Raw genomic sequence first — 26,523 nt, 5'->3', positions numbered from 1 at the left:
TGCTGCGCCCATCGTTCCAGAGGGCCGTGGCAGACCGTCGCCACAGTACACGGCGCGCGGGTCAGCGGGAAGAGTGTCCATCTGTTGACGTCGTCAACGGAGAACCGTTGGTGATCATGGTCGCGTGGCTTAATGCATATGATGTGCAAGTGCGTACTTATAGCGTGAGGCCGGCGACCGCCGCCGACCTCGACCAGGCCAGGTCCGTCATGCTCGACACCGTCTACCGGGACTTCGGCACCGGGTACGTCCCCCGGTGGCACGCCGACATCGTGGACCCGGCCGGCGCCTACCTCGCCCCCGCCCGGCACACGCTGCTCGTGGCCGTCGACGCGGACGGCCGGGTCGTCGGCACCGGCGCCCTCGACGCCCGGGGGCCGCAGCACCCGCCGAACCCGCGCTGGCTGGCCGAGCGGTACCCGTCCGGTCGGACCGCGCAGCTGCGCCGGGTGTACGTGCGCCCCGGGCACCGGCGCCGCGGGATCGCACGCGAACTCGTGGCCCGGCTCCTGGAGTTCGCCGCGGCGGACGGCGGATACCGGTCCGTGTACCTGCACACCGACCCGGCCGTGCCCGGCGCCGAGCCGTTCTGGCGGTCGTTCGGCGCGGTCGTGCACGACGAGCGGCGGGGCGCCGGTGACGGACAGGGGATCGTGCACTTCGAGCTGCCGCTGGGGCGGACGGCTTAATGGAAATGATTATCATGTAGTCTCCTGTTCGTCCTCCCCCCGACCGACCCCGAGTTGAGGAACATGCCTGCCCCGCGCCCCGCCCGACCGCTGGCCGCCCTTCTCGTCGCACCCCTCCTCACGGGGTGCTTCGCCGCCGACTCCGGTACGGCGTCCGGCCCGTCCGCCGACGGCTCGCGACTGCGGGTCGCCCTCGCCTTCCCGCCCGCCGAACGGCTCTCCCCGTACGGCGCCGACGCCACCATCCTCAGCAGGCTCGGCGTCACCGAAGGCCTGACCGCCCTCGACGGCAACGGCTCCGCCACCCCCGCCCTCGCCTCCTCCTGGCGCCGGGAGGACGCCCGCAGCTGGCGGTTCACCCTGCGCGAGGCCACCTTCCAGGACGGCTCCGAGGTCACCGCCCAGGCCGTCGCCGACTCCCTCAACCGGGCCGCCCACGCCGAACCCGCCCCGGCCGCCCTGTCCGGCGTCACGCTCACCGCCGAGCCCGCGGGCCGGAACCGGGTGCGCGTCACCACCGGCCGGCCCGACCTCATCCTGCCGCTGCGCCTGGCCGGTCCGAGCCTCGCCGTGCTGTCCGCGAAGGCCTACCGCACGAAGGACGCCGTCGACCCGGTCGGCACCGGTACCGGCCCCTTCGAGCTGACGGAGGTGAGGGGAAGCTCGTCCGCGGCCCTCGACCGGTACGACGGCTACTGGGGCGGTCGCGCCCAGGCCGCCGGCATCGACGTCCGCTTCGTCGCCGACGGCACCGCCCGCACCAACGCCCTGCGCAGCGGTGACACCGACATCGCCGAGGCCGTGCCCGTGGCGCAGGCCGCCACGCTCCGGCAGGGCACCCGGCGGGAGACCGCCACCACCCGCACCACCAGCCTGCTGCTCAACTCCCGCTCCGGGCCCCTGAAGGACGCCGGGCTGCGCGCCGCCGCCCGCGCCGCCGTCGACACCTCCGGCCTCGCCCGGGACGTGTACGAGGGACACGCCGACCGCGGCGCGGGGATCTACGGCCCCGCCGTCGCCTGGGCCGAGGGCCGACACCTCGCGCCGGCCGGGCGGGCCCGGCCGAAGCGGCCCGACGGGGCCCGGATCACCCTCGCCACCTACGACAACCGGCCCGAACTCCCCGAAGTCGCCCAGGTGCTGAAACAGCAGCTGGAACTGGCTGGGTTCCGGGTGCGGCTCGTCGTGCGCGAGTACTCCCGGCTGGAGAGCGACGCGCTCGCCGGACGGTTCGACGCGTTCGTGCTCGCCCGCAACAGCCTCGTCGACACCGGCGACCCGGTCGCCGTCCTCGCCAGTGACTACACCTGCGACGGCGGCTACAACCTGGCCCGGCTGTGCGACCGGGACGTGGACCGGGCCGTGGCCGCCGCCGAGCGCACCGCCGACACCGCGAAGCGGCAGGACGCGGCACTGCGCGCCGAAGCGGAGATCCTCGGCACCGACGCCGTCGTACCGCTGGTCCACCAGCGGATCGTCACCGGCGTCGGCCGCTCGGTCAGGGGCGTGCTGCTCGACCCGTACGAACGCACCCTCGTCGGCACCGGCACGCGGCGCTGACCGTGCGGACCCTGCTGTGGCGGGCCGCGCTCGCCGGCGCCCTGGTGTGCGGGATCGGCCTGCTGCCCTGGCTCAGCCGCACCGATCCCGCGCTCACCGTGCTCAAGGCCCGGGCCCAGGACCGCGACCCGGACCCCGCCGTGCTCACCGCCATCCGCGAGCAACTCGGCCTGGACGACGGACCGTTGACGCTCCTCGGCCGCTGGCTCGGCGGACTGGCGCGCGGGGACGCCGGCCGGTCCTGGATCTCGGGCGCCGAGGCCGGGCCGGCCGTGCTCCAGGCGCTCGGCGCCTCCCTGCTGCTCATGGGGGTCGCGCTCGTCGTGGCCGGCTGCACGGCCGCCGCCGTCTGCGCCCGCACCCTCCACCGAGGCGGCCGGGTCCGGCCCGGCGGCACCGGCTCCGCGATGCTCGCCGCCCTGCCGGAGTTCCTCACCGCCTCAGTCCTCGCCACCGTCGTCGGCGTACAACTGGGCTGGCTCCCCGCCCTCGGCTGGTACGGCCCCCGCCACACCGTGCTGCCCGCGCTCGCCCTCGGCCTGCCCGCCGGAGCCGTCCTCGGCCGGCTCCTGGACGACCAGCTGCCCGGCGCCTTCACCGAACCCTGGGCGCGGGCCGCCGCCGCACGCGGACTGCCCCGGGCCCGCATCGCCCGGCAGGCGGTACGGCGCTGTCTGCCCGGACTGCTGCCGAACACCGCGCTGTTCGTCGTCGGCATGACCGGCGGCGCCGTCGCCGTGGAGCAGATCTTCGACATCCCCGGCCTCGGCCGCACCACCCTCCAGGCCGCCCTCGCCCAGGATCTGCCCGTCCTCCAGGCGGGCACCCTCGCCCTGGTGCTGCTCGCCGCGCTCGCCGCCGGCGCGGCCCGGCTCGCCGTCCGCCTGCTGACCGGGCCGGCCCTGCGCGACGGCGCCCTGCCCGCCTGGCACCGGCCCGCGCCGGCCGCACGGCGGACCACACCGCTCCTGCTCGGCTCGGCCCTGCTCGCGGTCCTCGGCGCCGGGCTGCCCCGCGACCCGCTCGCCCTGGACACCACCGCGCGCCTCCAACCCCTCTCCCTCACGCACCCGTTCGGCACCGACGCGCTCGGCCGCGACATGCTCGCCCGGGTCGCCCACGGCGCCCTGGACACCCTGCTGCTCGCCCTCGCGATCAGCGCCGGCACGCTCCTCGCCGGGCTGCTCCTCGGACTGCTGCCCCGGCTGTCCGGGCCGCTGGTCGACACCGTCAACGCCGTACCGCCCGTGCTCGCCGCGCTGCTGGTCACCGCCGTCGCCGGCGGCGGCCCGGCCACCCCCGCGCTCGCCGTCGCCGCCGTCGCCTGGGCGCCGCTCGCCGCACACACCTCCGCCCTGCTGCGACAGGAACGCGCCGCCCTCCACCTCACCGCCACCCGGGCCCTCGGCGCCGGACGCCGGTACCTGCTGCGCCACGAACTCCTGCCCGCCGTCGTCCCGTCCGTCACCCGGCACGCCCTGCTGCGGCTGCCCGGAACCGCGCTCGCCCTGGCCTCCCTCGGCTTCCTCGGCCTCGGCGCCCAGCCGCCGTCCCCCGAGTGGGGCCACCTGCTCGCCGAGAACCAGCCCTACGCCGAACGCGCCCCCTGGGCGGTCCTCGCCCCCGCCGCCGTCCTCGCCGTCCTCGGCGCGCTGGCGGTGACGTCCGCGGGCGCCGTACGGCGCCCGGTCCGTCGTACGGCCGAAGCCCCGGTGCGCGCGGTGGAGGCGGCCACCCGATGAGCACCCTGCCGGCCGCCGCCCCCACCGGGGGCACCCGCCTGTCCCCCTTGCTCCGGCTGCTGATCCTCACCCAACTCGCCTTCAACATCGGCTTCTTCGCCGTCCTGCCGTTCCTCGCCGAGCACCTCGGCACGGCGCTCGGCATGGCGGGCTGGCTGGTCGGTGTCGTCCTCGGGCTGCGCACCTTCAGCCAGCAGGGGCTGTTCGTGGTGGGCGGTGCCCTCGCCGACCGGTACGGCGTCCGGCCCGTCGTCCTCACCGGGTGCGCGCTGCGCGTCGCCGGGTTCGTCTGGCTCGGGTACGCCGGACACACCTGGTCGGTGATCGGTTCGGTCCTGCTGATCGGGTTCGCCGCGGCGCTGTTCTCGCCGGCCGTGGAGTCCGAGGTGGCCCGGCAGGCGGTGCTGCGGGAGGAGGCGGGCGGCGGGCCGCGCGCCCGGGTCCTGGCGCTGTTCGGCGTCGCCGGGCAGGCGGGGGCCTTCCTCGGCCCCCTGCTGGGCGCCCTGCTGCTGACCGCCGAGTTCCGCACGGTGTGCCTGGCCGGGGCCGGCGTCTTCGTGGCGGTCCTCGCCGGGCACGCCGCACTGCTGCCCCGGCACATCCCGGGCCGGGAGTCCGTCCGCGTCCGCGGCGGCCTGGGGCCGCTCCTGCGCAACGGCCGCTTCCTCGCCCTGTGCTGCGGCTACGGCGCCCAGCTCCTCGCCTACAACCAGCTCTACCTCGCCCTGCCCGCCGAGGCGGAGCGCGCGGCCGGTTCCCAGGCACCGGTCGCCTGGCTGTTCGCGCTGTCCTCCCTGCTGGTGGTCACGGCCCACCTGCCCGTCACCCGCTGGGCCGGACACCGGCTCACCCCGCGCCGCTCCCTGGCCGCCGGGCTGCTGCTGACCGGCGCCGGATTCGCCGCCGTCGCCGCGGCCCGCCCGGCCGGCTGGACCGGCACGGCCGCACTGGCACCGCTCGCCGCCCTGGTCGTCCTGCTCACTCTCGGCCAGATGCTCGTCGCCCCCGTCGCCCGCGCCTGGCTCCCCGACCTCGCCGAACCCGGCCGCCTCGGCCTCTACACCGGCGCCCTGTCCTCCGTCTCCGGCCTCCTCGTCCTCCTCGGCAGCACCGCCTCCGGCGCCCTCCTCGACCGGGGGCTGCCACCGGCGGTGCCGTGGGCGGTCCTGGCGGCGGTGCCGGCGCTTGCGGTGCCGGCGGTGCTGGTCCTGCCGGGGGAGCCGGGACTCCGGAAGGGAAGGGGCTGAGGTCCGGGATCCCGGCAAGCGACGCCGCGAGACGGTGGCGGCGTGATCCGCGACCGGTGGGAGGGAAGGGGCCGAGTCCGGGCTGCGGCCGGGCGATGCCGCGAGACGGTGGCGGTGTGACCCGTGCTCAGCGTGCGGAAGGGCCCGGACCGGCAGTCGGTCCAGGCCCTCCGGACCGGCAGCCGGTCCCGTCCCGTCTCTCAGCGCGCCGCCAGCTCCAGCAGCGGCGGCTGCTCGACCGGCGCCTCCACCGGCGCCTCCACCGGCGTCCGTGCGTTCCGCCACAGCCACGCGACGTCCCGGCCGAAGGACCACACCAGGGAGCCCAGCGCCAGCAGGACGACGGCGAGGTTGACCGGGCGGGACAGCAGCTCCGCACCCGCGACGAGCAGGCAGACGCCCTGGATCGCGGCGACGGTCTTGCGGGCGAAGGACGGCGGCAGCGGGGCGGTCAGCCAGGGCGCGACACGCGCCGCGGCGACGAACGCGTAGCGCATGCCCCCGATCAGCAGGACCCACGGCCCGAGTTGCGTCGAGACGTACACGCTGAGCACCAGGATCAGGAAGGCGTCGACCTCCATGTCGAAACGCGCGCCGAGCGCCGACGAGGTGCCGGTGCGCCGGGCCACCTTGCCGTCCACGCCGTCCAGCAGCAGCGCCACCGCGGTCAGGGCGACCAGCAGCGTCACCGGCGGCGCGCTCTCGAAGGAGTCCCCGACCAGCGCGGTCACCCCGCCCACCAGGGTGGCCCGGCCGAGCGTGACCCGGTTGGCCGGGCCGAAGGAACGCAGCCGGGAGCGGTGCACGGCCCGGGAGAGGACCGCCCAGGTGGCGAACGCGAAGGCAAGCCCCGTCAGCCAGCCGGCCGGCCCCAGGCCGATCGCCGAACCGAGCAGGGCCAGCAGCAGGAGCTGCACGCCCGCTCCCACGGCGGTCTCCTGCTGGAGCCTCGCGTCATACGTGTTGTTCAGGGCCACCGCACACCCTCCGGCCGAGTGACAGAGTCGATCAACGCCGCGTACTGTGCGCGGCCTGTGCACAACTCGGTACGTGAACAACTTCCCGATCGTTCAGGAGGATGCCGATGAACCCTTCGGCCCGCGCGTTCTGGCTCCGCTCGCCCGGCCACGGCGAGCTGCGCGACGTCACCCTCGCGGAGCCCGCCGAGGACGAGGTCCTGGTGCGCGCCCTGTACTCCGGGGTGAGCCGGGGCACGGAGACGCTCGTCTTCCGCGGCGGGGTGCCGGAGAGCCAACACGCTGCGATGCGGGCCCCGTTCCAGGAGGGCGACTTCCCCGGCCCGGTGAAGTACGGCTACCTCAGCGTGGGCGTGGTCGAGCAGGGCCCGGCTGAGCTGATCGGCCGTACCGTCTTCTGCCTGTACCCGCACCAGAGCCGCTACGTCGTTCCGGTGAGCGCCGTCACCGTGGTGCCCGAGCGGGTGCCCGCCGAACGGGCCGTGCTCGCCGGTACCGTCGAGACCGCCGTGAACGCCCTGTGGGACGCGGCACCGCTGGCCGGCGACCGGATCGCGGTGGTCGGCGGCGGCATGATCGGCTGCGCGGTCGCCGCGCTGCTCGCCCGCTTCCCCGGCGTCCGCCTCCAACTGGTCGACGCCGACCCGGACCGCGCCGGGACCGCCGAGGCGCTCGGCGTCGACTTCGCCGCCCCGGCCGACGCCCTCGGCGACTGCGACCTCGTCGTGCACGCCAGCGCCACCGAGGCCGGCCTGACCCGGGCCCTGCAACTCCTCGCCCCGGAGGGCACCGTCGTGGAGCTGAGCTGGTACGGCGACCGCGGAGTGACCCTCCCGCTCGGCGAGGCCTTCCACTCCCGCCGGCTCACCGTGCGCAGCAGCCAGGTCGGCACCGTCTCCCCGGCCGCCAGGCCCGGCCGCACCTACGCCGACCGGATGGCGCTCGCCCTCGACCTGCTCGCCGACCCCGCGCTGGACGCGCTCATCACCGGGGAGAGCGCTTTCGAGGAACTCCCGCACGTCATGCCCCGGCTGGCCTCCGGCGAGATCCCCGCCCTGTGCCACCGGGTCCGCTACCCGGAGACCGGTCTGACCTGAGAAAAGAGTGAGGAAGGGCTGAACACGGGGAAGCGAAGAGCCGTACTACACGGCATCCCCCGGCGGGCAAGGGCGGGGGACCAGACGCGCCGCACCTGGAGGGTCGTCCGTTGTTCAGCATCACCGTCCGCGATCACATCATGATCGCCCACAGCTTCCGCGGCGAGGTCTTCGGACCCGCGCAGCGCCTGCACGGTGCCACGTTCCTCGTGGACGCCACGTTCCGCCGCGAGCAGCTGGACGAGGACAACATCGTGGTCGACATCGGCCTGGCCACGCAGGAACTGCGCACCATCACCGCGGAGCTGAACTACCGCAACCTCGACGACGAACCCGACTTCAAGGGCGTCAACACCTCCACGGAGTTCCTGGCCAAGGTCATCGCCGACCGGCTCGCCGAGCGGATCGCCAAGGGCGGCCTGGGCGAAGGCGCCAAGGGCCTCGCCGGGATCACCGTCACGCTCCACGAGTCGCACATCGCCTGGGCGAGTTACGAGCGTGGCCTGTGACCGACCTGACCGTGGAGCGGGCCCGCCTCACCTACGTGCCCGCGCAGCCCACCGCCGCCGACCACGCCGGAATCATCCCCATGTCCCTGCGCAGTGTGCACTTCGTGATGCCGGGCGGCGTGGACGACCCGGCCGCGCCGAGCGGCGGCAACGCCTACGACCGCCGGGTCTGCCTGGACCTGCCCGGCTTCGGCTGGCAGGTCACCCGGCACGCCGTGCCCGGCACCTGGCCGCGCCCGGACGCCGCCGCCCGTGACGCGCTCGCCCGCACCCTGCGGGACCTCCCGGACGACACGGTGGTCCTCCTCGACGGGCTCGTCGCCTGCGGGGTGCCGGAGACCGTCGTCCCCGAGGCGCAGCGCCTGCGCCTCGCCGTCCTCGTCCACCTCCCCCTCGGCGACGAGACCGGCCTGGACCCGGCCGTCGCCGCCGACCTCGACGGCCGCGAGCGGGCGGTGCTGCGGGCGGCGGGTGCGGTCATCGCCACCAGCGACTGGGCGGTCCGCCGGCTCGTCTCCCACCACGGCCTCGCCCCCGACCGGGTGCACGTCGCCGCGCCCGGCGCCGACATCGCGCCCCTCGCCCCCGGCACCGACGGGGTCTCCCGGCTGCTGTGCGTGGCGGCCGTGACCCCGCGCAAGGGCCAGCACCGGCTGGTGGAGGCGCTCGCGACCGTCCGGGACCTGCCGTGGACCTGCGAGTGCGTCGGCGGCCTCGGCCACGACCCCGCGTACGTCGCCCACCTGCGGGAGCTGATCGCCCGGTACGGCCTCGCCGACCGCCTGCACCTGACCGGCCCGCGCTCCGGCGCCGCACTCGACGCCTCCTACGCCGCGGCCGACCTGATGGTCCTCACCTCCTACGCCGAGACCTACGGCATGGCGGTCACCGAGGCCCTCGCCCGAGGCATCCCGGTCCTCGCCACCGACGTCGGCGGTCTGCCGGAGGCGGTCGGCCGCGCACCGGACGGCGGGGTGCCCGGCATCCTCGTCCCGCCGGAGGACCCCGCCGCGCTCGCCGCCGAACTGCGCGGCTGGTTCGGCGAACCCGACGTACGCCGCCGCCTCAAGGCCGCGGCCCGCGGCCGGCGTGCCGCGCTCGACGGCTGGGCGGCCACCGCCCGCAGTCTCGCGGGAGTCCTCGGACGGCTCCCGGAACCACCGAGGAGGGCGGCATGAGCGGGGTGCGGGAAGAAGAGGCGGTGCCGGTCCGGTCCGGCCAGGGCGGGCTGATCCCGGCTCAGCCGGGGCCCGGCGCGGGGGAGTCCGCGCGGAAGGAGGAGCCGGCCGTGGACACAGGGAGTGCGGAGCCTCTCGGCAGCGGGTCCGGCAGCGGGTCCGGTACCGGGACCGACGGCACCGCCGACTCCGTCATCGCCGGTGCCGGGCCCGTGGCCCGCCCCGGCGAGCGGAGCACCGTACGGCTGCGGGACGGTGACCCGGAGGAAGCGCCGCGGTACGCGCCCGAGTGGCTCCGGCTGCGGGAAGACGCCGACGCGGTGGCCCGCGCCTCGGAACTGCTCGACCCCCTGCGGATCCGCCTGGCCAACCTGCCGGGCCGGGCGGGCGGACTCGTCGTGCACGACCTGGGCTGCGGCACCGGCTCGATGGGCCGCTGGCTGGCGCCCCGGCTGGACGGCGCCCAGCACTGGATCCTGCACGACCGCGACCCCTACCTGCTGCACTTCGCCGCCGTGGCCTCCCCGCGCTCCGCCTCCGACGGCAGCCGCGTCACGGTCGAGACCCGGCGCGGTGACATCGCCCGGCTCACCCCGGACGCGCTGGCCGGGGCCTCGCTGGTGACCGCGTCCGCGCTGCTCGACGTCCTCACCCGGGAGGAGATCGAGACCCTGGCGGAAGCCTGCGCGGGCGCCGGCTGCCCGGCCCTGCTCACCCTCTCCGTCGCGGGGCGCGTCGAACTCGCCCCGGGCGACCCGCTGGACGCCGAGATCGCCGAGGCGTTCAACGCCCACCAGCGCCGCTCCGGGCTGCTCGGTCCGGACGCGGTCACCGTGGCCTGCGAGGCGTTCGCCGAGCGGGGGGCGACGGTCCGGCTGCACCCCAGTCCGTGGCGGCTCGGTTCCGCGGAGGCCGAACTGACCGAGCAGTGGCTGCGCGGCTGGGTGGGCGCGGCCGTCGAGCAGCGCCCGGAGCTGCGCGACCGCGCCGAGCGGTACCTGCACGACCGGCTCGCCGCCTGCGCGGCCGGCACGCTGCGGGTCACCGTCCACCACAGCGACCTGCTGGCGCTGCCCCGGCCGAGGGGCGGAACGCGGTGAGCGGGCGGACGGCGGCGGGCACCAAGGTGCCGGCGGGGGAGGCCACCGGCACGTACGCGCGTACGGCACCGGCGGAACCGGCGTGCGCGGTACCCGAACCGGCTCCCGCGCGCACGCGTGTCACGCAGGCGCAGGCGCAGGCGCAGGCGCAGGCGGACGCGACGCCCCCGCAGGCGCCCCCCGCCCCCCGGCGCCGTGACTCCCGAGCCCTCCGTACCCACGTCGGCACCCTCGTCGGAGCCGGCATCCTCGCCGCGCTCCTGTGGCGGCTCGGCACCGGGCCGCTGCTGGACGGGCTGCGGCGGATCGACACCGCCGCGGTGCTGGCCGCGGCGGGGATCGGCGCGGTCGCCACCGTGTGCAGCGCGTGGCGCTGGCAGCTGGTGGCGCGGGGGCTGGGGCTGCGGCTGCCGCTGGGCCCCGCCGTCGCCGACTACTACCGGGCGCTGTTCCTGAACGCGGCCCTGCCCGGCGGCATCCTGGGCGATGTGCACCGGGCGGTCCGGCACGGGCAGAGCGCCGGTGATGTGCGGCGCGGGGTGAAGGCGGTGGTCCTGGAGCGGGTCGCCGGGCAGATCGCCCTGGCCGTGGCCGGCGGGGCGCTGCTGCTCACCCTGCCGTCGCCGGTGCGCGCCGAGGTCCGCGGCTTCGCCCCGCTGGTCGCCCTGGCCGTCGTCGGGGCGCTCGCCGTCGCCCTCGCCGTCCGGATGAACCGCCCGCAAGACCGCGGGCGCGGCGGTGCCCTGCGCCGGACGCTCGGCGAGGCCCGTGCGGGCCTCGCGTCCCCCGGGAGCGGACCGGGTGTCGCGCTGTCCTCCGCGATCGTGCTGGCCGGACACCTGGCCACGTTCGTCGTGGCGGCCCGGGTCGCCGGCTCGGCCGCCCCGGTCGCGGTGCTGCTGCCGCTCGCGGTGCTCGCCCTGCTGGCCATGGGCCTGCCGCTGAACGTCGGCGGCTTCGGACCCCGCGAGGGCGTCACCGCCTGGGCGTTCGGCGCGGCGGGGCTCGGCGCGGACACCGGTGTCGCGGTCGCCGTCGTCTACGGCGTCCTCAGCTTCGTGGCGAGCCTGCCGGGCGCCGCCGTCCTGCTCGGACGCTGGTACACGACCGTACGCACCGGCACCACCCCCGCGCGCCCCGCCCTTCCGCCCGGCGACCGGCCGTCGCTCGGTGACAGCCTGTCGGCCGGCGACCGCCCGTCGCCCGGCGACCGCCCGTCGGCCGGGGCCGCCCCCACGGGTCCCGGCCGGCAGGCGGTCGTACCGGACTACTCCGGCTCGGCGCCCCGGGTGAGCAGGGCGAGATACGGCTCGAAGGATTCCGCCAGGCTCGCCAGCAGTTCCTTCCCCTTTTCCGCCGAACCCAGGGAAGGACGGCCGATGACGCCCGATTCGGTATAGGCGGACATTCCCAGGGTGAGCAGATGGCGACGGTCGTCGGCGGTGAAATCGGCCGACTCGTGACCGGGACGGACGAATTCGGGGTGAGCGTGCAGAAGAATCGAGGTCTCGATTTCTCCGGCGTGCATGTCGGTGAGCAGCGAGGTGACCACTCCGGCCCGTTCCCGCGCCGTCTCCCAGTCCTCGGCGGCCGGGAACAGCGCCATCCGCTCACCGCGCGCGGAGGCCTCCTGGACGACGTTGCCCAGCACGTAGTTGCCGCCGTGCCCGTTGACCACGACCAGCGCGTCCACGCCCGAGCGGCGCAGCGACGCCGCGATGTCCGAGACCACCGCGTGCAGGGTCACGGCGGAGATGCTCACGGTCCCCGGCCAGGCCGCGTGTTCGTGCGAGCAGGAGACCGTCAGCGGAGGAAGGAGGTGCACCGGGTACGCGGCGGCCAGCTCCCGCGCCACGGCGCAGGCCACCAGCGTGTCGGTGACCAGCGGAAGGTACGGACCGTGCTGCTCGAAGCTTCCGACGGGAAGGACGGCGACCTGTGCTGACACGCCCGCCCCCCGGGTCCGTACGTCCTCGGTGGTGTCCGTCGGCAGTACGCCGCTCACCACCCCGTACGCCGCCCGCATGCCCGAACCACTCATCTTTTCATGGCCTTTCGTCTCTGCTTTAGGAATCAGATCATGACAGAAAACACCGGCTCGAACCTCGGCGTTCTCGGCAAGAAGTCCCCGCGGCGTTCGGGTGCGGAACGCGTAGTGAATGCACCGCTGCCCACCGTGTACGGCAAATTCCAGGCGGTCGGTTACCTGGACCACGACCGCGGTGACGAGCAAGTGGCCCTGGTGTACGGCGAGATCGGCTCCGAGAACGTGTTGGTCAGGCTGCACTCGGAGTGCCTGACCGGGGACGCGTTCGGCTCCCGGCACTGCGAGTGCGGTGACCAGCTGGAGGCCGCGATGCGCGCGGTGGTCGCCGAAGGCAGCGGCATCGTCGTCTACTTGCGGGGGCACGAGGGCCGCGGCATCGGGCTGCTCGCCAAACTGCGCGCGATGGCGCTGCAGGCGGAGGGCCTGGACACGGTGGAGGCGAACCTCGCGCTGGGCCTGCCGGTCGACGCCCGCGACTACGGCGTGGCCGCCGAGATCCTGCGCGACCTCGGGGTGCGCTCGGTGCGTCTGATGTCCAACAACCCGCGCAAGCGGGAGGCGCTGGTCCTGCACGGAGTCCAGGTCGCCGAGCAGGTGCCGCTGCTGATCGAGCCCTGCGAGAGCAACATCACGTACCTGCGGACCAAGCGGGAACGGATGGACCACCACCTGCCGCACCTGGACGCCGTCGCCCACGGCTCCTGAGCGCCCGGTCGCCGGTTCGGCGGGCGCGGTTCCGGAAAGGATCAGGCGACAGGCGTACGGCGCGCGGTGGAGGAGGCGGCGGGTGAACCTTCGGGCCGAGGTGGTCATCGTCGGTGGTGGGGTGATGGGCACGAGCATCGCCTGGCACCTGGCGCGCGCCGGAGTACGGGACGTCGTCCTCGTCGAACGCGACGAACTCGCCGCCGGCTCCACCTCCAAGGCGGCCGGCGGCGTGCGGGCGCAGTTCTCCGACGAGCTGAACATCCGGCTCGGCGCCCGCAGCCTCGAGGCGTTCGCCCGCTTCGAGGAGGAGATCGGGCAGGACATCGGGCTGCACCGGACCGGCTACCTGTTCCTGCTCTCCACACCGGAGCAGGTGGCCTCCTTCGAGGCGGGCGTGCGGCTGCAGAACTCCCTCGGCGTGCCCAGCCGCCTCATCACCCCCGAGGAGGCCCGCCGGCTCTCCCCGCTGATCCGCACCGACGGCCTGCTGGCCGCCGCGTACTCCCCGGACGACGGTCACTGCACCCCCGAGGCCGTCGTCCACGGCTACGCGCGTGCCGCCCGCGCCCACGGCGCCCGCATCCTGCGCCACACCGAGGTCACCGGCATCGAACTGCACGGCGACACCGTCACCGCGGTCAGCACGACCCTCGGCCGGATCGAGACGGACACGGTGGTCTGCGCGGCCGGCGCCTGGTCCCGGGCGGTCGGCGCGATGGCGGGCGTGGACCTGCCGGTACGGCCGCTGCGCCGGCAGATCGCCGTCACCGGGCCGGTGCCGGGCCTGCCGCCCGCGCTGCCCATGACCATCGACTTCACCACCAGCCTCTACTTCCACCGCGAGGGCCCCGGCCTGCTGCTCGGCATGTCCGACCCGGACGAGAAACCGGGCTTCGCCACCGACACCCACGACCGCTGGATCCCGCGGCTCGCCGAGGCGATGGCGCGGCGCGCCCCCGCCCTGCTGGAGCTGCGCCGCACCGGCGGCTGGGCCGGCCTGTACGAGAACACCCCCGACCACAACGCGCTGATCGGCGAGGCGACTTCCGTCTCCCGTTTCCTGTACGCGACCGGCTTCTCCGGGCACGGCTTCCTCCAGGCACCCGCCGTCGGCGAGGTGATCCGCGACGTGTACCTCGGCCGCGTACCCTTCCTGGACATCAGCCCGCTGAGCGCCGGCCGGTTCGCGGCCGACGCCCCGCGTCCGGAGGCCAACCTGGTATGACCGAGCTGCACCTGTGGCTGCGCCACGAGCCCCGTACGACCGAACGGCGCACGCCGGTCGTGCCCGCCGACGCCCGCCGGCTGGTCGAGGACGGGGTCATACTGACCGTCGAGGAGTCCCCGCAGCGGATCTTCCCCGTGGAGGAGTACGAGGCGGCCGGCTGCCGGCGCGCCCCGGCGGGCTCCTGGGTGACGGCACCCCGGGACGCCGTGATCCTCGGCCTGAAGGAACTCCCGGACGAACCGGCCGCGTTGCCCCACCGGCACCTCTTCTTCGGGCACGCGTACAAGCGGCAGCCGGGCGCCGCCGAACTGCTGCGCAGGTTCGCGGCCGGCGGCGGGGCGCTGCTGGACCTGGAGTACCTGGTGGACGACGAGGGCCGCCGGCTGGCCGCCTTCGGTTTCTGGGCGGGCTATCTGGGCGCCGCCCTCGCCGTGCTCCAGCACCGGGGCCGGCTGGGCGCACCGCTCACGCCCACGGCCAAGGACGACCTGGACGCCGTACTGCGGCCCCGGGCCGGGGACACGGAGTTCACCGCGCTGGTCGTCGGCGCCCTGGGCCGCAGCGGGCGGGGCGCCTCGGCCGCGTTCCGCACCGCGGGCGTCGAGGCGACCCGCTGGGACCTCGCGGAGACCCGCGACCTGGACCGGGAGGCCCTGCTCGGGCACGACGTGATGGTCAACGCGGTCCTCGCGACCAGCCTGGTCCCGCCGTTCCTGCGCGAGGAGGACCTGGACTCCCCGGCCCGCCGGCTGCGCACCCTGTGCGACGTCACCTGTGACGTCGGCTCCCCGTTCAACGTCCTGCCGGTCTACGACCGTACGACGGACTGGACCGAGCCCGTGCGACGGCTGCGCAAGGAGCCCCCGCTGGACCTGATCGCCATCGACAACCTGCCGTCCCTGCTGCCCCGGGAGTCCAGCGCCGACTTCTCGGCGGCCCTGCTGCCGCAGCTGCTCGCCTTCGGCCCGGGCGGCGCCTGGGGCCGCTGTCTCGACCGGTTCCACCAGGCCTGCCGTGAACTCGGTATCCACCAAGGAGAGTTGCCGTCATGACCGACCGTGTCCCGGCGAGCGGAACCGTCCACTGGGTCGGCGCCGGACTGTCCACCGGCAGCGGGCTCGCCGCCCTGTGCCGTACGGCCGGCCGGGTGCTGCTGTGGCACCGCACGGGGGAGCGCGCGGCCGAGGCGCTGGCCGGCCTGGGCCTGACGGGGCACGCCGAGCCCCGCGCCCTCACCCCGGACGCCCTCGCCGCCGCGCTGGAGCCCGGGGACGTCGTCGTGTCGATGCTGCCGGCGCCGGAGCACGCCGGGCTGCTCGCCCTGTGCGTGCGGGCCGGGGCGCACTTCGCCTGCTCCAGCTATGTGTCCCCGGAGGTGCTGGCGCGGGTGCCGGCGGCGCGGGAGGCGGGCGTGGTCGTGCTCGCAGAGGCCGGCCTGGACCCGGGCATCGACCACCTCTTCGCGCACAGCCTCATCGGCCGGGCCCGGGCGCGGATCGGCGAGCACACCCCGGCCGCCTACCGGCTCACCTCCTACTGCGGCGGCGTCCCGGCCGAGCCGAACGACTTCCGCTACCGCTTCAGCTGGGCCCCGCTCGGCGTGCTGGGCGCCCTGCGCTCGCCCGCGCGCTACCTGGAGGACGGCACCGAGACCACCGCCGAGCGCCCCTGGGAGGCGACCCGGCCGCTCGTCCTGGACGGCGAGACCTTCGAGGCGTACCCCAACCGCGACAGCATCCCCTTCATCGGCCAGTACGGACTGCCCGACGCCTGGACCCCGCGCACCTTCGTACGGGGCACCCTGCGGCTGGACGGCTGGCTGAAGGCCTGGCAGCCGGTCTTCGAGGAGCTGACGGCCGGCGACGACGAGCGGATCGCCGCGCTGGCCCGGGAGCTGGCGGCGGCCCACCCCACCACGCCGGCCGACCGCGACCGGGTGGTGCTCTCCGTAGCGCTGGAGGTCGACACCGGCCAGGGCCGCCCCTGGACCGGCGCCTACCTGCTGGACCTGACCGGTGACGCCGAGGAGTCCGCGATGGCCCGCTGCGTCTCCCGCCCGCTCGCCCTCGGCGTCCGCCACATCCTGGACGGCAGCCTGCCGGCCGGGCTGCACCGGGCGGCGGGGAGCGCACAGCGCGCGGACCGCTGGCTGGCCGAACTCGTCGACGAGGGAATGGAGTTCACGCTGACCCTGGGGCAGTAGCCGGCCGGCCGGCCCGGTCCGTCACCGCCGCGTGCACCAGTCGCCGCAGCTCGGGGAAGACCTTCAGTCTCTTCGGGCGCACCTGGGTCATGAACTGCACGGTCAGGTCGTGGGCCGGGTCGACCCAGAAGGCGGTGGTGGCCACGCCGGTCCAGCCGTAGGTGCCGCGGTGGGAGGGGGCCAGGGTGCGCGCGGGATCGATGACGACGGACACGTTGAAGCCGAAACCGAGGCCGTCCATGCCCGGTTCCCGGTGGGCCGGGGCGCCGAAGGAGCGGATGGTGGCCCCGCCCGGCAGCTGGTTCCGGGTCATCAGCGCGTGGGTCCGCGGCGCCAGCAGGCGTACGCCGTCCAGCTCGCCGCCCCGGCGCAGCAGTTCCATGAACCGGTGGACGTCGTGGGCGGAGGAGACCAGGCCGCCGCTGCCGGAGAGGAACCGCGGCCGGCCGCGCACCGGCAGCCCCGGCACCGGCTCGATCCCGCCCTCGTCCGTCTCGCCGTACAGCTCGGCGAGCCGGGGCTCCTGTTCGGGCGTGATGTGGAAGCCGGTGTCGGTCATGCCGAGCGGGCCGAGGATCCGCTCGGCGAAGAACGCGTCCAGGGGCAGCCCGGAGACCACCTCGATCACCCGGCCCAGCACGTTGGAGGCGACTGAGTAGTTCCACTGGGTGCCCGGGTCGAACTGCAACGGCATGCGCGCGTAGACGTCGACGGTCTCCGCGAGGTCCTTGCCCGGCGGCACCGAGTACTCGAGGCCCGCCTCGCGGTAGAGCGCGTCCACGGGGTGGCGGTGGTAGAAGCCGAAGGTCAGGCCCGCGGTGTGGGTGAGCAGATGCCGGATCAGGATCGGGCCGGCGGCCGGGCGGGTGCGTACGCCGGCGCCCTCACCGCCGTCGTACACCCGGGGGTCGGCGAAGGCGGGCAGATGGCGGTCGAGAGGGTCGTCCAGGGACAGCCGGCCCTCCTCCACCAGCAGCAGTACCGCGACCGCGGTGACCGGCTTGGTCATCGAGTAGATCCGCCACAGCGTGTCCGTCCCGACCGGCAGCCCGGCCGCCACGTCCCGCAGGCCGTACGTGGTCAGGTGCGCGACCCGGCCGCCGCGGGCCACGGACACCAGGTAACCCGGCAGCCGCCCCGCGTCGACGTGCTCGGCGAGGCGCCGGTCCAGGCGGTCCAGCGCCTCGGCGTCCAGGCCGGCCTCCGCCGGTTCCACGTCCTGTCGCAGCTGTGCCATCGCTCTTCCTCCGGTCCCGTCGTCCCCGGCGCGCCCCGGCTGCCGCGCCGGTCCGCTCCCGGATCTCATCGTCGCGCAGGAATGCTGGTCGGGAGGGGGTCATCCGGGGTGGGTGTGATCGATTCGACGTCGGTGCCGGTGCCGGTGCCGGTGCCGGTGCGGGTGTCGGTGCGGGTGTCGGTGGGCGCGTCGGCGTCCGCGCGGCCGGGCAGTGCGCGGGCCGCCGGCACGGCGAGGGCCGCCAGGACCGCCAGGGCGAGCAGTGCGGGTCCGGTGCCCACGGCCAGCAGCGCGGTCGCCCCGGCCACGCCCACGGCCGGGCCGACGTTCAGCGCGGTCTGCTGCAGGCCGCCCGCGACCCCGGCCACCGTCACCTCGGCCCGCCGTACGATCACCTGGGTGGCCGCCACCAGCACCGTGCCGAAACCGGCGCCCAGCAGCGCGAACCCGCAGCCCAGGCCGGGCGTCGAGGTGGTCCCGGCGAGGACGAGCACGCCGAGCGCGAGCGCCGCCGCTGCCCCCGCCGTCGTCACCCGCGCGCCGCACCGGCGCAGCAGCGCGGGGCACAGCGCCGCCGACGCCACCATGAGCGCGGCGAGCGGCAGGCTGCGCAGGGCGCTGAGGAACGGGTCCAGGCCGAGGCGGCGCTGGAGGACGTACGTGGCGACGAACAGCGTGCCGGACAGGGACGCGGAGACGGCGACCAGGATGCCGAGCGCCGCCCCGACCGCCCGCGCGCCGATCACCTCGGGCGGCAGCAGCGGGCTCGCCGCGCGCCGCTCGTGCCGGACGAGCAGAGCCGCCGCCACCGCGGACACGGCGAGGCCCGCGACGGAGACGGGCCGGGCCGTGACCGCGTACACGAGGCAGGCCGGCGCCACCGCGAGCAGCACGGCACCCGGCAGGTCCAGCGGGGTGGTACGGGCGGGTGCCGGGCGGGACCCGGGACGCAGCAGGGCCGGCAGACCGAAGGCGAGAGCGGGCAGCACGTTGACGAAGAACACCGCCCGCCAGCCGAACCCGGTCACCAGCGCCCCGCCCACCAGCGGACCCGCGGCCGCCGCCAGCCCGATCGCGGCGGTCCGCACGGCCAGGGGCGAGGCGAGCCGGTCCGGCGGGTACGCGGCTCGCAGCATGCCCAGCGTGGCCGGCTGCAACAGGGCCCCGAACAGGCCCTGCACCGCCCGCAGTCCGATCACCCAGCCCACCGCGGGCGCGAGGCCGATCCCGACCGAGGCGGCGCCGAAGCCCAGCATGCCCAGCCCGAACAGTCGCCGCTGTCCGTGCCGGTCACCGAGCCGCCCGGCGAACACCAGCAGGCTCGCCACCGCGACGAGATAGGCGGTACTGGTCCACTGCACCTCGGCGAACGACGCGTGCAGCTCCCGTTGCAGGCTGGGCTGCGCGACCGTGAGGACCGTACCGTCCAGCGCGACGACCACCGCGCCCGCCACGCTGCTCGCCAGCGTCCAGGGCCGGTTCACCGGCCGTCCCCCCGGCCGCCCAGGTGTGCGGCCAGGACGGTGTCGAGGAGGGGGCCGAAGTCCTCCTCGTCCAGGGCGAGTTGCAGGCTGCGCCAGCGCCACAGCTGAACCGTTCCGTGCAGGTTCGCCCACAGGGCGGCCGCCGCCCGCCGGGCGTCGGCATCGGGATCCACCGTGCCGACCAGGTCCGTGAGCAGGGAGAACAGCGGAAGACTCGTCTCCCTCAGCCCCAGGTGCCCGCTCTCCAGCAGGTCGTGACGGAACATCAGCTCGTACATGCCGGGCTGCTCCAGCGCGAACTCCACGTACGTCCGCGCCAGCGCGGCCACCTGGGCGCGGGGGCCGCCCGTCTCCCGCTCCAGCGCCGCGTGAGCCCGCCCGGCCAGCTCGGTGAAGCCCCGCCGGGCGATGGCGGAGAGCAGCTCCAGGTGGGTGGGGAAGTAGCGGCGCGGCGCCCCGTGCGAGACGCCGGCGCGCCGGGCGATCTCCCGCAGGGTCAGCGCCTGTGCGCCCTCCGCGGCCAGCAGCTCCACGCCCACGTCGACCAGCCGGGCCCGCAGACCCGTGTCCGCATCACTCATGGACACTGTCTACCAGGAGGACGTAGACAGTGTCTACCGAGTTGTGTCCGCGAGGGAATGCGCTGCACCCCGCCCGAGTTGACCCGGATATGACCCAGGACTCCCCGCAGGACGCGCTGCTCGGCCTGCTCTCCGAAGGCCACGCCGGCGTACTCGTCACGCTCCGGCGCGACGGCCGCCCCCAGCTCTCCAACGTCAGCCACGCCTACTACCCCGACGAGCGGGTCATCCGGATCTCGGTCACTGACGACCGCGCCAAGACCCGCAACCTGCGCCGGGACCCGCGTGCCTCGTACCACGTCACCAGCGAGGACCGCTGGGCGTACACCGTCGCCGAGGGCACCGCCGAGCTGACCCCGGTCGCCGCCGACCCGCACGACGACACCGTGGAGGAGCTGATCCGGCTCTACCGGGACGTGCTCGGCGAACACCCGGACTGGGACGACTACCGGGCCGCGATGGTCCGCGACCGCCGCCTGGTGGTGCGGCTGCACGTCGAACGGGCGTACGGCATCCCGCGGAAGGGCTGACCCGGAAGGACCCGAAGGGCTGGGGTCGTAGGGCCGAGGGCGGAGGGCCGGGCCGCGGGGGGCGTCCGGCTCACGGCGCCTCGGCGGTCCGCGCCTCGATCGCCCGCAGTACGGCCACCATGTCCTCACCGCCGTGGCCCCGCGCCACCGTCTCCTCGAACAGGGTGTGGCACACGTCGAGGAGCGGCGAGGCGAGGCGGGCCTTGCGGGCCGCCTCGGCGATCAGCCGGTTGTTCTTCAGCACGTCCAGCGCCGCCGCCTGCACGGCGAAGTCCCGCTCGCGCAGCTTGGGCGCCTTCATCCGGGACACCGCGCTGGCCATCGGGCCCGCGTCCAGCACGTCGAGGAAGAGCCGGCGGTCCAGGCCCTGCCTCTCGGCGAAGTGGAACGCCTCGGTCAGCCCGGTCACCTGGGTGATCAGGAAGATGTTCACCGCCAGCTTCATCAGCAGCGCGCCGGGCACCGCACCGCACCCGAACGCCTCACGGCACATCGGCGCGAGCAGCGGCCGTACGGCGGCCACGGCCTCCTCCTCCCCGGCGAGCATGGCCACCAGCTGCCCCCGCTCCGCCGGGACCCGCGACCCGGAGACGGGCGCCTCGACGTACCGGCCGCCGGCGGCCCGGACGTCGGCCTCCACGGCGTGGGAGTACTCCGGGGAGGTCGTGCCCATGTGCACCACGGTCCGGCCCGCGACCCGCGCGGCCAGTGCGGGCGTGCCTCGGCCGAGCACCGCGTCCACCGCCGCCTCGTCGGCCAGCATGAGCAGCACCACCTCCGCCCGCGCGAACACCTCGGCGGGGTCGGCGGCGACCTCGGCGCCCGCCGCGCGCAGCGGCTCGGCGCGCTCCGGGGTCCGGTTCCAGACCACCAGCGGGGTGCCGGCGGACGCCAGGCGCAGGGCCATGGGCCGGCCCATCACTCCGAGACCGATGAATCCGACGTGCATGGCAGGCCGCCCTCCGCGCCACGGATCGACTATGACACCGGTCATAGTAGCCGCTGCTATGACGGCGGTCATAGAGTGGCGGCAAGGGAACGGAGGTCGGCAGATGAAGCAGGCGGGGCGCGGACCGCGGGAGCGGATGGTGTTCAGCGCGGCCCAGCTCATCCGGCGCAACGGGGTCACCGCGACCGGCATGCGCGAGGTCGCCGCGCACGCGGACGCACCGCGCGGCTCCCTCCAGCACTACTTCCCGGGCGGCAAGGAGCAACTGGTCAACGAGGCGGTGGAGTGGGCCGGCCGGTACGCCGGCAAGCGCGTCGCACGCTTCCTCGCGGAGCTCGAACACCCCACGCCGGGCGGCCTGTTCGCGGCGATGGCCGCCCAGTGGACCGACGAGTACGCGGCGGACGGCTTCACGGCCGGGTGCCCGGTCGCCGCCGCCACGGTCGACTGCGCCACCGGCGACTCCACCCGGCAGGCGGCGGCCGCCGCGTTCGCGGCCTGGCGGGCACCAGTCGCCGGGGCGCTGACGGACATGGGGGTCCCCGCGGACCGCGCCGACTCCCTGGCCACCCTCATGATCAGCACCCTGGAGGGCGCGATCCTGATGGCGCGCGCGGAACGGGACGAACGGTCGCTCACCACGGCGGTACGGGAACTCGGCCCCCTGCTGGACGCCGCCGTGCGCCCCTGAACACGGTGAACACCTCCGGAGTCCGCGCGAACCCGTCAGCCGGCGGCCCGCTCGGCCCTCAGGTAGGCGATCACCATGTCCCCGAGCATGGTCCGGTAGCGCTCGCGCTGGGCCGGGTCCACCAGGTCCCGGCCGAACAGGGCGCCGAAGGTGTGCCGGTTGGCGACCCGGAAGAAGCAGAACGAGCTGATCACCGCGTGCAGGTCGACCGCGTCCACGTCGGCCCTGAACAGCCCGGACTCCTGTCCCGAGGCGAGGATGCGGCGGATGACGTCCAGCGCCGGGGAACCGATCCGGCCGAGCTTCTCGGAGGCCGCGATGTGCTCGGCGCCGTGGATGTTCTCGATGCTGACCAGCCGGATGAAGTCCGGGTGCCGCTCGTGGTGGTCGAAGGTCAGCTCGGCCAGCCGCCGGATCGCGGCCACCGGGTCCAGGTGGTCGACGTCCAGCTCCTGCTCGGCGTCCCGGATCACCCCGTAGGCCCGCTCCAGCACGGCCGTGAACAGCTGCTCCTTGCCGCCGAAGTAGTAGTAGATCATGCGCTTGGTGGTGCGGGTGCGGGCGGCGATCTCGTCGACCCGGGCGCCGTCGTAGCCGGCCCGGGCGAACTCCTGGGTGGCCACGTCGAGGATCTCGGCCTTGGTGCGGGCGGCGTCGCGCACCCGCCCGCCGGGACGTACCGGTTCTTCGACGCTGGTCATCGCTGTCCTTCGGGCTCGTGAGGCGCCGGGGCGGCGCGCTCGTTCGCGTGCCGGTGATTGTAGAAGCAGGCCCGCGGCGCCCGGCGGGACCTTCGGCGGGACCCGCACGGCGGGTGGAGCAGGCGGCGCACATCCCGCGAACTCGGCATCCTCCACGACCGGCCGCCGGGGGTACGGCGCCGCGAACGCGCCGGTGCGGCCGGCGGCCCAGCGCGCCGGGCGCGGCCTCACTGGCGGCTGACCGTGCGGGTGACACCCGCGATCACCGTCGTGGCCAGGATCCAGCCGGTGAGGACGAGGACGTAGGCGAGGGCCTGGTAGCCGCCGCTCGGTGCGAACGCCTCCTCCTGCCCGAAGGAGATCACCGGCAGCAGCAGGTCGAGCGTGTAGAACACCGGGTGGAACGGCGGCGCCTCGCCCGCCTTCAGCGGCTGCGGATGGTGCAGCGCGAACGCGACGGACCCGATCGCCAGCAGCGACAGCAGCCACCCGGCGGCCCGCATCGGCCGGAAGCCGTAGCCGACGGCGACGTCCTGCACCAGCCCCCACAGCCGGCCGTACCACGGGAGTGTGTTCCGGTGCCGGCGCTGCTTGGCGAGCTGCACCAGCCGGGCCGCGTGGTCGTCGCCGACCCGGCGGTAGGCGGCCGTCAACTCCTCGTAGGCGTGCGGGACATAGCCGTCGCGCTGCCGTTCCAGCATGGGCAGCCGCCGCTCGGCCGGCTCGTGCGGGACGAGCGAGGTGTACGTCAGGTCGCCGATCAGCACCTCCTCGGGCAGCGATTCCGGCTCCAGGAACAGCACGTCCAGCTGGGCGCGGCGCAGGTTGAGCGTGCCCTCCATGGGCGGCGCCTTGCGCAGCCACAGCTCGCCGACGGCCGTGCTGCTCGCCTGCAGCGCCGGACCGCCGGGATTCGACAGGACGGTGTACGACAGGTCGAGCCGCCCGGCGATCCGGGCACCGCGCAGGCCCACCCAGCCGTGCACCTCGGCGTTCCGGAGCAGCATGTCGCCCGCCACGGTGAGCGTCTGCGCGTCGAGCGCGGCGCCCCCGGGATTGCCGAGCCGCGCCTCGCCCAGGTTGAGCGATCCGGCGACGGTCGCGCCGTTGAGCCGGATCTGCCCCCGGGTGCGCAGGCCCGGCGCCGCCAGGTCCCCGCCGACGGAGGTCTGGCCCAGCTGGAGCACCGGGCCCTCGGCGTCGGGCACCGTCACCTGGGCGCTCTCCAGGTGGAGGCTGCCGGTGATGCGGGCGCCGCTCAGCCGCAGGGTGCCGGTGAACCGGGTCCGGGTCATGCGCGCGACGCCGTCGATGTGCGTGGCGTGGGCGACCAGCCCGGGCAGGACGGACTCGCTGAGGTTGAGTTCGCGCAGCCGGGCGGCGTAGCACCGCGGGGCCTCGTCGAAGTGGCAGTGCCGCAGCCGTACCGGGTGGTCGATCGCCGCGTACTGCAGATCGAGCAGGCCGGTGATCCGGGCACCCGCGAGGCTCAGTGACGGTATCTCCCCGTCCTGCCGGGGCCCGCCCAGCAGCAGCGCCCGCACCACCTCGGCGCGTACGGTCCGTTCGGCTCCCCAGGTCGCCCCGTCGGCGGGATCCTCGTCGGGTGACTCCCGGAAGTCCACGGACTCCCCACGGGGAAACGCCCGCCACACCCGTTCCTCGGCCGCCGTCAGCTGGTTGGTCTCCACCAGCGGGACTCTGACCCTAGGGGGAAGCGGCTGTCAATCCGCCCCTTGCGCACGGTCGTTGAAGCCGTGTGCCCCCGGGCCGCGGTGAGCGGCGGACCGGGGGCACACACGGGCCGTGCGGTGTTACGGCCGGACGTTCCACTCCGCGATCACCGGTCGGCCGTGTTCCCTCGACAGGCGGCTGACCGTGCCGGTGGCCAGTTGGAACAGCCGGCCCTCGGCGGGCGGCAGGCCCAGCCGGCGGGCGGTGAGCACGCGCAGGAAGTGGGCGTGGGCGACGAGGACCACATCGCCGGCGTCCTCGGCGAGGGCCGCGTCGACGCGGGCCAGGACCCGGTCGGCACGGGCGCCGATCTCCTCCGGTGACTCGCCCGGGTGCCCCTCGGGGCCGGGCGGCACACCGTCGGTCCACAGGTCCCAGCCGGGCCGGCTGCGGTGGATGTCGACGGTGGTGACGCCCTCGTAGCCGCCGTAGTCCCACTCGTGCAGGTCGGGGTCGGGCACGACCCCGGGTATGCCCGCCAGTTCGGCGGTGCGCAGGGCGCGGCTCAGCGGGCTGGCGAGCGCCAGGGCGTAGGTCCGTCCGGTGAGGAGCGGGGCGAGGGACTTGGCCTGTTCCTCGCCGTGCTCCGTCAGGGGCAGGTCGGTCCAGCTGGTGTGCTGTCCCGACAGGCTCCACTCCGTCTCACCGTGGCGGACCAGCAGGAGGTCCCCCACGGCGGGTCAGTCCTTCTTCTCGACCGCGTGGCCGCCGAACTGGTTGCGCAGTGCGGCGATCATCTTCATCTGCGGGGAGTCGTCCTGGCGGGAGGCGAACCGCGCGAAGAGCGAGGCGGTGATCGCCGGGAGCGGGACGGCGTTGTCGATGGCCGCCTCCACGGTCCAGCGGCCCTCGCCGGAGTCCTCCGCGTAGCCGCGCAGCTTCTCCAGGTGCTCGTCCTCGTCGAGGGCGTTCACGGCGAGGTCCAGGAGCCAGGAGCGGATGACGGTGCCCTCCTGCCAGGAACGGAACACCTCGCGGACGTTCTCCACCGAGTGCACCTTCTCCAGCAGCTCCCAGCCCTCGGCGTAGGCCTGCATCATGGCGTACTCGATGCCGTTGTGGACCATCTTGGAGAAGTGTCCGGCACCGACCCGGCCCGCGTGGACGTAGCCGTACGGGCCCTCCGGCTTGAGCGCGTCGAAGATCGGCTGGAGCCGGTCGACGTTCTCCTTGTCGCCGCCGACCATGAGCGCGTAGCCGTTCTCCAGGCCCCAGACACCGCCGGAGACACCGGCGTCCACGAAACCGATGCCCTTGATGCCGAGGGCGGCGGCGTGCTTCTCGTCGTCCGTCCAGCGGGAGTTGCCGCCGTCGATGACCGTGTCGCCGGGCTCCAGCAGGTCGCCGAGTTCGTCGATGACGGTCTGGGTGGCCGTGCCGGCCGGGACCATCACCCACACATGGCGGGGGGCGTCCAGCTTCTCGACCAGTTCGGCCAGGCTCTTGACGTCGGAGACCTCCGGGTTGCGGTCGTAGCCGATGACGGTGTGGCCGGCGCGGCGGATGCGCTCGCGCATGTTGCCGCCCATCTTGCCGAGACCGATGAGACCGAGCTGCATGATCAGTTCTCCGATGCGTTCTTGAGAGTGCGGTAAGCGGCGACCAGGGCCGTGGTGGACGGATCGAGACCGGGCACGTCCGCGCCGCCGGTGAGGGCCGGCTCGACGCGCTTGGCGAGGACCTTGCCCAGCTCCACGCCCCACTGGTCGAAGGAGTCGATGTTCCACACCGCGCCCTGGACGAACACCTTGTGCTCGTAGAGGGCGATGAGCTGGCCGAGCACCGACGGGGTCAGCTCGCGGGCGAGGATCGTGGTGGTCGGCCGGTTGCCCTGGAAGGTCTTGTGCGGGACCAGTTCCTCGGGCACGCCCTCCGCGCGGACCTCCTCCGCCGTCTTGCCGAAGGCGAGCGCCTGGGTCTGGGCGAAGAAGTTGGCCATCAACAGGTCGTGCTGGGCCTTCAGTTCCTCGCTCAGCTCGGCGACCGGGCGGGCGAAGCCGATGAAGTCCGCCGGGATCAGCTTGGTGCCCTGGTGGATCAACTGGTAGTAGGCGTGCTGCCCGTTGGTGCCCGGGGTGCCCCAGACGACCGGTCCGGTCTGCCACTCCACCGGCCGGCCGTCCCGCTGCACGGACTTGCCGTTGGACTCCATGTCCAGCTGCTGGAGGTAGGCGGTGAACTTCGACAGGTAGTGCGAGTACGGCAGCACCGCATGGGTCTGGGCGTCGAAGAAGTTGTCGTACCAGATGCCCAGCAGGCCCAGCAGCAGCGGGGCGTTGGCCTCGGCGGGCGCGGTGCGGAAGTGGTCGTCGACGATCCGGAACCCGTCGA

The 26,523-nt window shown here is 74.8% G+C and carries 25 protein-coding genes and 1 pseudogene; 15 read left to right on the top strand and 11 right to left on the bottom strand.

Annotated elements, in window-relative coordinates:
• Positions 1–116 precede the first annotated feature (116 nt).
• The 4 genes from IEZ20_RS33200 (at position 117) to IEZ20_RS33185 (ending at position 5,238) form a co-directional block, all read left to right on the top strand.
• On the top strand, positions 117–689 hold the full coding sequence (locus IEZ20_RS33200; RefSeq protein ID WP_189305820.1) for a GNAT family N-acetyltransferase: 573 nt from the start codon (positions 117–119) through the stop codon (positions 687–689).
• 63 nt (positions 690–752) lie between these two features.
• Complete coding sequence (locus IEZ20_RS33195; protein ID WP_189305597.1) at positions 753–2,249, top strand: ABC transporter substrate-binding protein; 1,497 nt, start codon at positions 753–755, stop codon at positions 2,247–2,249.
• 2 nt (positions 2,250–2,251) lie between these two features.
• Positions 2,252–3,991: an ABC transporter permease subunit gene (locus IEZ20_RS33190; RefSeq protein WP_189305595.1), complete on the top strand. Its 1,740-nt coding sequence runs from the start codon at positions 2,252–2,254 to the stop codon at positions 3,989–3,991.
• Positions 3,988–5,238, top strand: coding sequence for an MFS transporter (locus IEZ20_RS33185; RefSeq protein ID WP_189305593.1), 1,251 nt, complete (start codon positions 3,988–3,990; stop codon positions 5,236–5,238). The genes IEZ20_RS33190 and IEZ20_RS33185 overlap by 4 nt, the downstream gene beginning before the upstream one ends.
• A 200-nt stretch (positions 5,239–5,438) precedes the next feature.
• Here IEZ20_RS33185 and IEZ20_RS33180 read toward each other — a convergent pair whose 3' ends face one another.
• Positions 5,439–6,215 carry a CDP-alcohol phosphatidyltransferase family protein gene (locus tag IEZ20_RS33180; RefSeq protein ID WP_189305591.1) on the bottom strand — a complete coding sequence of 259 codons (777 nt, stop codon included), beginning with the start codon at positions 6,213–6,215 and terminating at the stop codon, positions 5,439–5,441.
• A 107-nt stretch (positions 6,216–6,322) separates the two neighbouring features.
• Between IEZ20_RS33180 and IEZ20_RS33175 the strand changes: the two genes are divergently transcribed.
• The 5 genes and pseudogenes from IEZ20_RS33175 to IEZ20_RS33155 form a co-directional block, all read left to right on the top strand.
• Positions 6,323–7,312 (top strand): zinc-dependent alcohol dehydrogenase, encoded by a 990-nt coding sequence (locus IEZ20_RS33175; protein ID WP_189305589.1) that lies wholly within the window; start codon positions 6,323–6,325, stop codon positions 7,310–7,312.
• Positions 7,313–7,422: 110 nt separating this feature from the next.
• A complete protein-coding gene (locus tag IEZ20_RS33170) occupies positions 7,423–7,821 on the top strand; it encodes a 6-pyruvoyl trahydropterin synthase family protein (protein ID WP_189305587.1) in 399 nt (132 codons plus the stop codon).
• The gene (locus IEZ20_RS33165; protein WP_189305585.1) at positions 7,818–8,999 is read left to right on the top strand and encodes a glycosyltransferase family 4 protein; all 1,182 of its coding nucleotides are present in this window, start codon (positions 7,818–7,820) and stop codon (positions 8,997–8,999) included. Before IEZ20_RS33170 ends, IEZ20_RS33165 begins: the two co-directional genes overlap by 4 nt.
• Complete coding sequence (locus IEZ20_RS33160; protein WP_229896403.1) at positions 8,996–10,099, top strand: class I SAM-dependent methyltransferase; 1,104 nt, start codon at positions 8,996–8,998, stop codon at positions 10,097–10,099. The genes IEZ20_RS33165 and IEZ20_RS33160 overlap by 4 nt, the downstream gene beginning before the upstream one ends.
• Positions 10,096–11,163 (top strand): annotated as a pseudogene (locus IEZ20_RS33155) (lysylphosphatidylglycerol synthase transmembrane domain-containing protein); the annotation flags it as partial. The gene IEZ20_RS33160 and the pseudogene IEZ20_RS33155, both read left to right, overlap by 4 nt.
• 203 nt (positions 11,164–11,366) lie before the next feature.
• On the opposite strand, the gene IEZ20_RS33150 reads toward IEZ20_RS33155, so the two are convergent.
• Entirely contained in the window at positions 11,367–12,140 is a 774-nt protein-coding gene (locus tag IEZ20_RS33150) for a creatininase family protein (protein WP_189305583.1), read from the bottom strand.
• Positions 12,141–12,179: 39 nt separating this feature from the next.
• On the opposite strand from IEZ20_RS33150, the gene ribA reads away from it, so the two are divergent.
• The 4 genes from ribA to IEZ20_RS33130 all read left to right on the top strand — a co-directional run bounded on the left by ribA (position 12,180) and on the right by IEZ20_RS33130 (position 16,285).
• On the top strand, positions 12,180–12,851 hold the full coding sequence (gene ribA / locus IEZ20_RS33145; protein WP_189305581.1) for a GTP cyclohydrolase II: 672 nt from the start codon (positions 12,180–12,182) through the stop codon (positions 12,849–12,851).
• Positions 12,852–12,933: 82 nt separating this feature from the next.
• On the top strand, positions 12,934–14,079 hold the full coding sequence (locus IEZ20_RS33140) for an NAD(P)/FAD-dependent oxidoreductase (RefSeq protein WP_189305579.1): 1,146 nt from the start codon (positions 12,934–12,936) through the stop codon (positions 14,077–14,079).
• Positions 14,076–15,134 carry a saccharopine dehydrogenase gene (locus tag IEZ20_RS33135; protein ID WP_189305577.1) on the top strand — a complete coding sequence of 353 codons (1,059 nt, stop codon included), beginning with the start codon at positions 14,076–14,078 and terminating at the stop codon, positions 15,132–15,134. The genes IEZ20_RS33140 and IEZ20_RS33135 overlap by 4 nt, the downstream gene beginning before the upstream one ends.
• Complete coding sequence (locus tag IEZ20_RS33130; protein ID WP_189305575.1) at positions 15,131–16,285, top strand: saccharopine dehydrogenase family protein; 1,155 nt, start codon at positions 15,131–15,133, stop codon at positions 16,283–16,285. Before IEZ20_RS33135 ends, IEZ20_RS33130 begins: the two co-directional genes overlap by 4 nt.
• Here IEZ20_RS33130 and IEZ20_RS33125 read toward each other — a convergent pair.
• The 3 genes from IEZ20_RS33125 to IEZ20_RS33115 form a co-directional block, all read right to left on the bottom strand.
• Positions 16,263–17,522, bottom strand: coding sequence for a serine hydrolase domain-containing protein (locus IEZ20_RS33125; protein ID WP_189305573.1), 1,260 nt, complete (start codon positions 17,520–17,522; stop codon positions 16,263–16,265). The two genes, IEZ20_RS33130 and IEZ20_RS33125, sit on opposite strands and share 23 nt — an antisense overlap.
• Positions 17,523–17,587: 65 nt before the next feature.
• Entirely contained in the window at positions 17,588–19,006 is a 1,419-nt protein-coding gene (locus IEZ20_RS33120) for an MFS transporter (protein ID WP_189305571.1), read from the bottom strand.
• Positions 19,003–19,587 (bottom strand): TetR/AcrR family transcriptional regulator, encoded by a 585-nt coding sequence (locus IEZ20_RS33115; protein WP_189305569.1) that lies wholly within the window; start codon positions 19,585–19,587, stop codon positions 19,003–19,005. The genes IEZ20_RS33120 and IEZ20_RS33115 overlap by 4 nt, the downstream gene beginning before the upstream one ends.
• 89 nt (positions 19,588–19,676) lie before the next feature.
• On the opposite strand from IEZ20_RS33115, the gene IEZ20_RS33110 reads away from it, so the two are divergent.
• A complete protein-coding gene (locus IEZ20_RS33110; protein ID WP_189305567.1) occupies positions 19,677–20,117 on the top strand; it encodes a PPOX class F420-dependent oxidoreductase in 441 nt (146 codons plus the stop codon).
• A 70-nt stretch (positions 20,118–20,187) separates the two neighbouring features.
• On the opposite strand, the gene IEZ20_RS33105 is transcribed toward IEZ20_RS33110, so the two are convergent.
• Positions 20,188–21,066 carry an NAD(P)-dependent oxidoreductase gene (locus tag IEZ20_RS33105; protein WP_189305564.1) on the bottom strand — a complete coding sequence of 293 codons (879 nt, stop codon included), beginning with the start codon at positions 21,064–21,066 and terminating at the stop codon, positions 20,188–20,190.
• Between the two features lie 103 nt (positions 21,067–21,169).
• Between IEZ20_RS33105 and IEZ20_RS33100 the strand changes: the two genes are divergently transcribed.
• A complete protein-coding gene (locus IEZ20_RS33100) occupies positions 21,170–21,757 on the top strand; it encodes a TetR/AcrR family transcriptional regulator (RefSeq protein WP_189305562.1) in 588 nt (195 codons plus the stop codon).
• A gap of 35 nt (positions 21,758–21,792) precedes the next feature.
• Here the strand turns inward: IEZ20_RS33100 and IEZ20_RS33095 are convergent, their stop codons facing one another.
• From IEZ20_RS33095 to IEZ20_RS33075, 5 genes are all read right to left on the bottom strand, one after another.
• Complete coding sequence (locus IEZ20_RS33095) at positions 21,793–22,458, bottom strand: TetR/AcrR family transcriptional regulator (protein ID WP_189305560.1); 666 nt, start codon at positions 22,456–22,458, stop codon at positions 21,793–21,795.
• Between the two features lie 227 nt (positions 22,459–22,685).
• Positions 22,686–24,149, bottom strand: coding sequence for a membrane-associated oxidoreductase (locus IEZ20_RS33090; RefSeq protein ID WP_189305558.1), 1,464 nt, complete (start codon positions 24,147–24,149; stop codon positions 22,686–22,688).
• Positions 24,150–24,272: 123 nt separating this feature from the next.
• Positions 24,273–24,866, bottom strand: coding sequence for a histidine phosphatase family protein (locus IEZ20_RS33085; RefSeq protein WP_189305556.1), 594 nt, complete (start codon positions 24,864–24,866; stop codon positions 24,273–24,275).
• A 6-nt stretch (positions 24,867–24,872) separates the two neighbouring features.
• A complete protein-coding gene (gnd, locus tag IEZ20_RS33080; protein WP_189305554.1) occupies positions 24,873–25,751 on the bottom strand; it encodes a phosphogluconate dehydrogenase (NAD(+)-dependent, decarboxylating) in 879 nt (292 codons plus the stop codon).
• Between the two features lie 2 nt (positions 25,752–25,753).
• A partial coding sequence (locus IEZ20_RS33075) for a phosphoglucose isomerase-related protein (RefSeq protein ID WP_506004964.1) occupies positions 25,754–26,523 on the bottom strand: 770 nt, incomplete at its 5' end.

This window comes from Streptomyces cinerochromogenes, assembly GCF_014648635.1.
In the GTDB taxonomy this organism is placed as follows: domain Bacteria; phylum Actinomycetota; class Actinomycetes; order Streptomycetales; family Streptomycetaceae; genus Streptomyces; species Streptomyces cinerochromogenes.
Note: the sequence above shows the minus strand (reverse complement) of the source record. Positions and strands in the feature narration are given on the sequence as shown.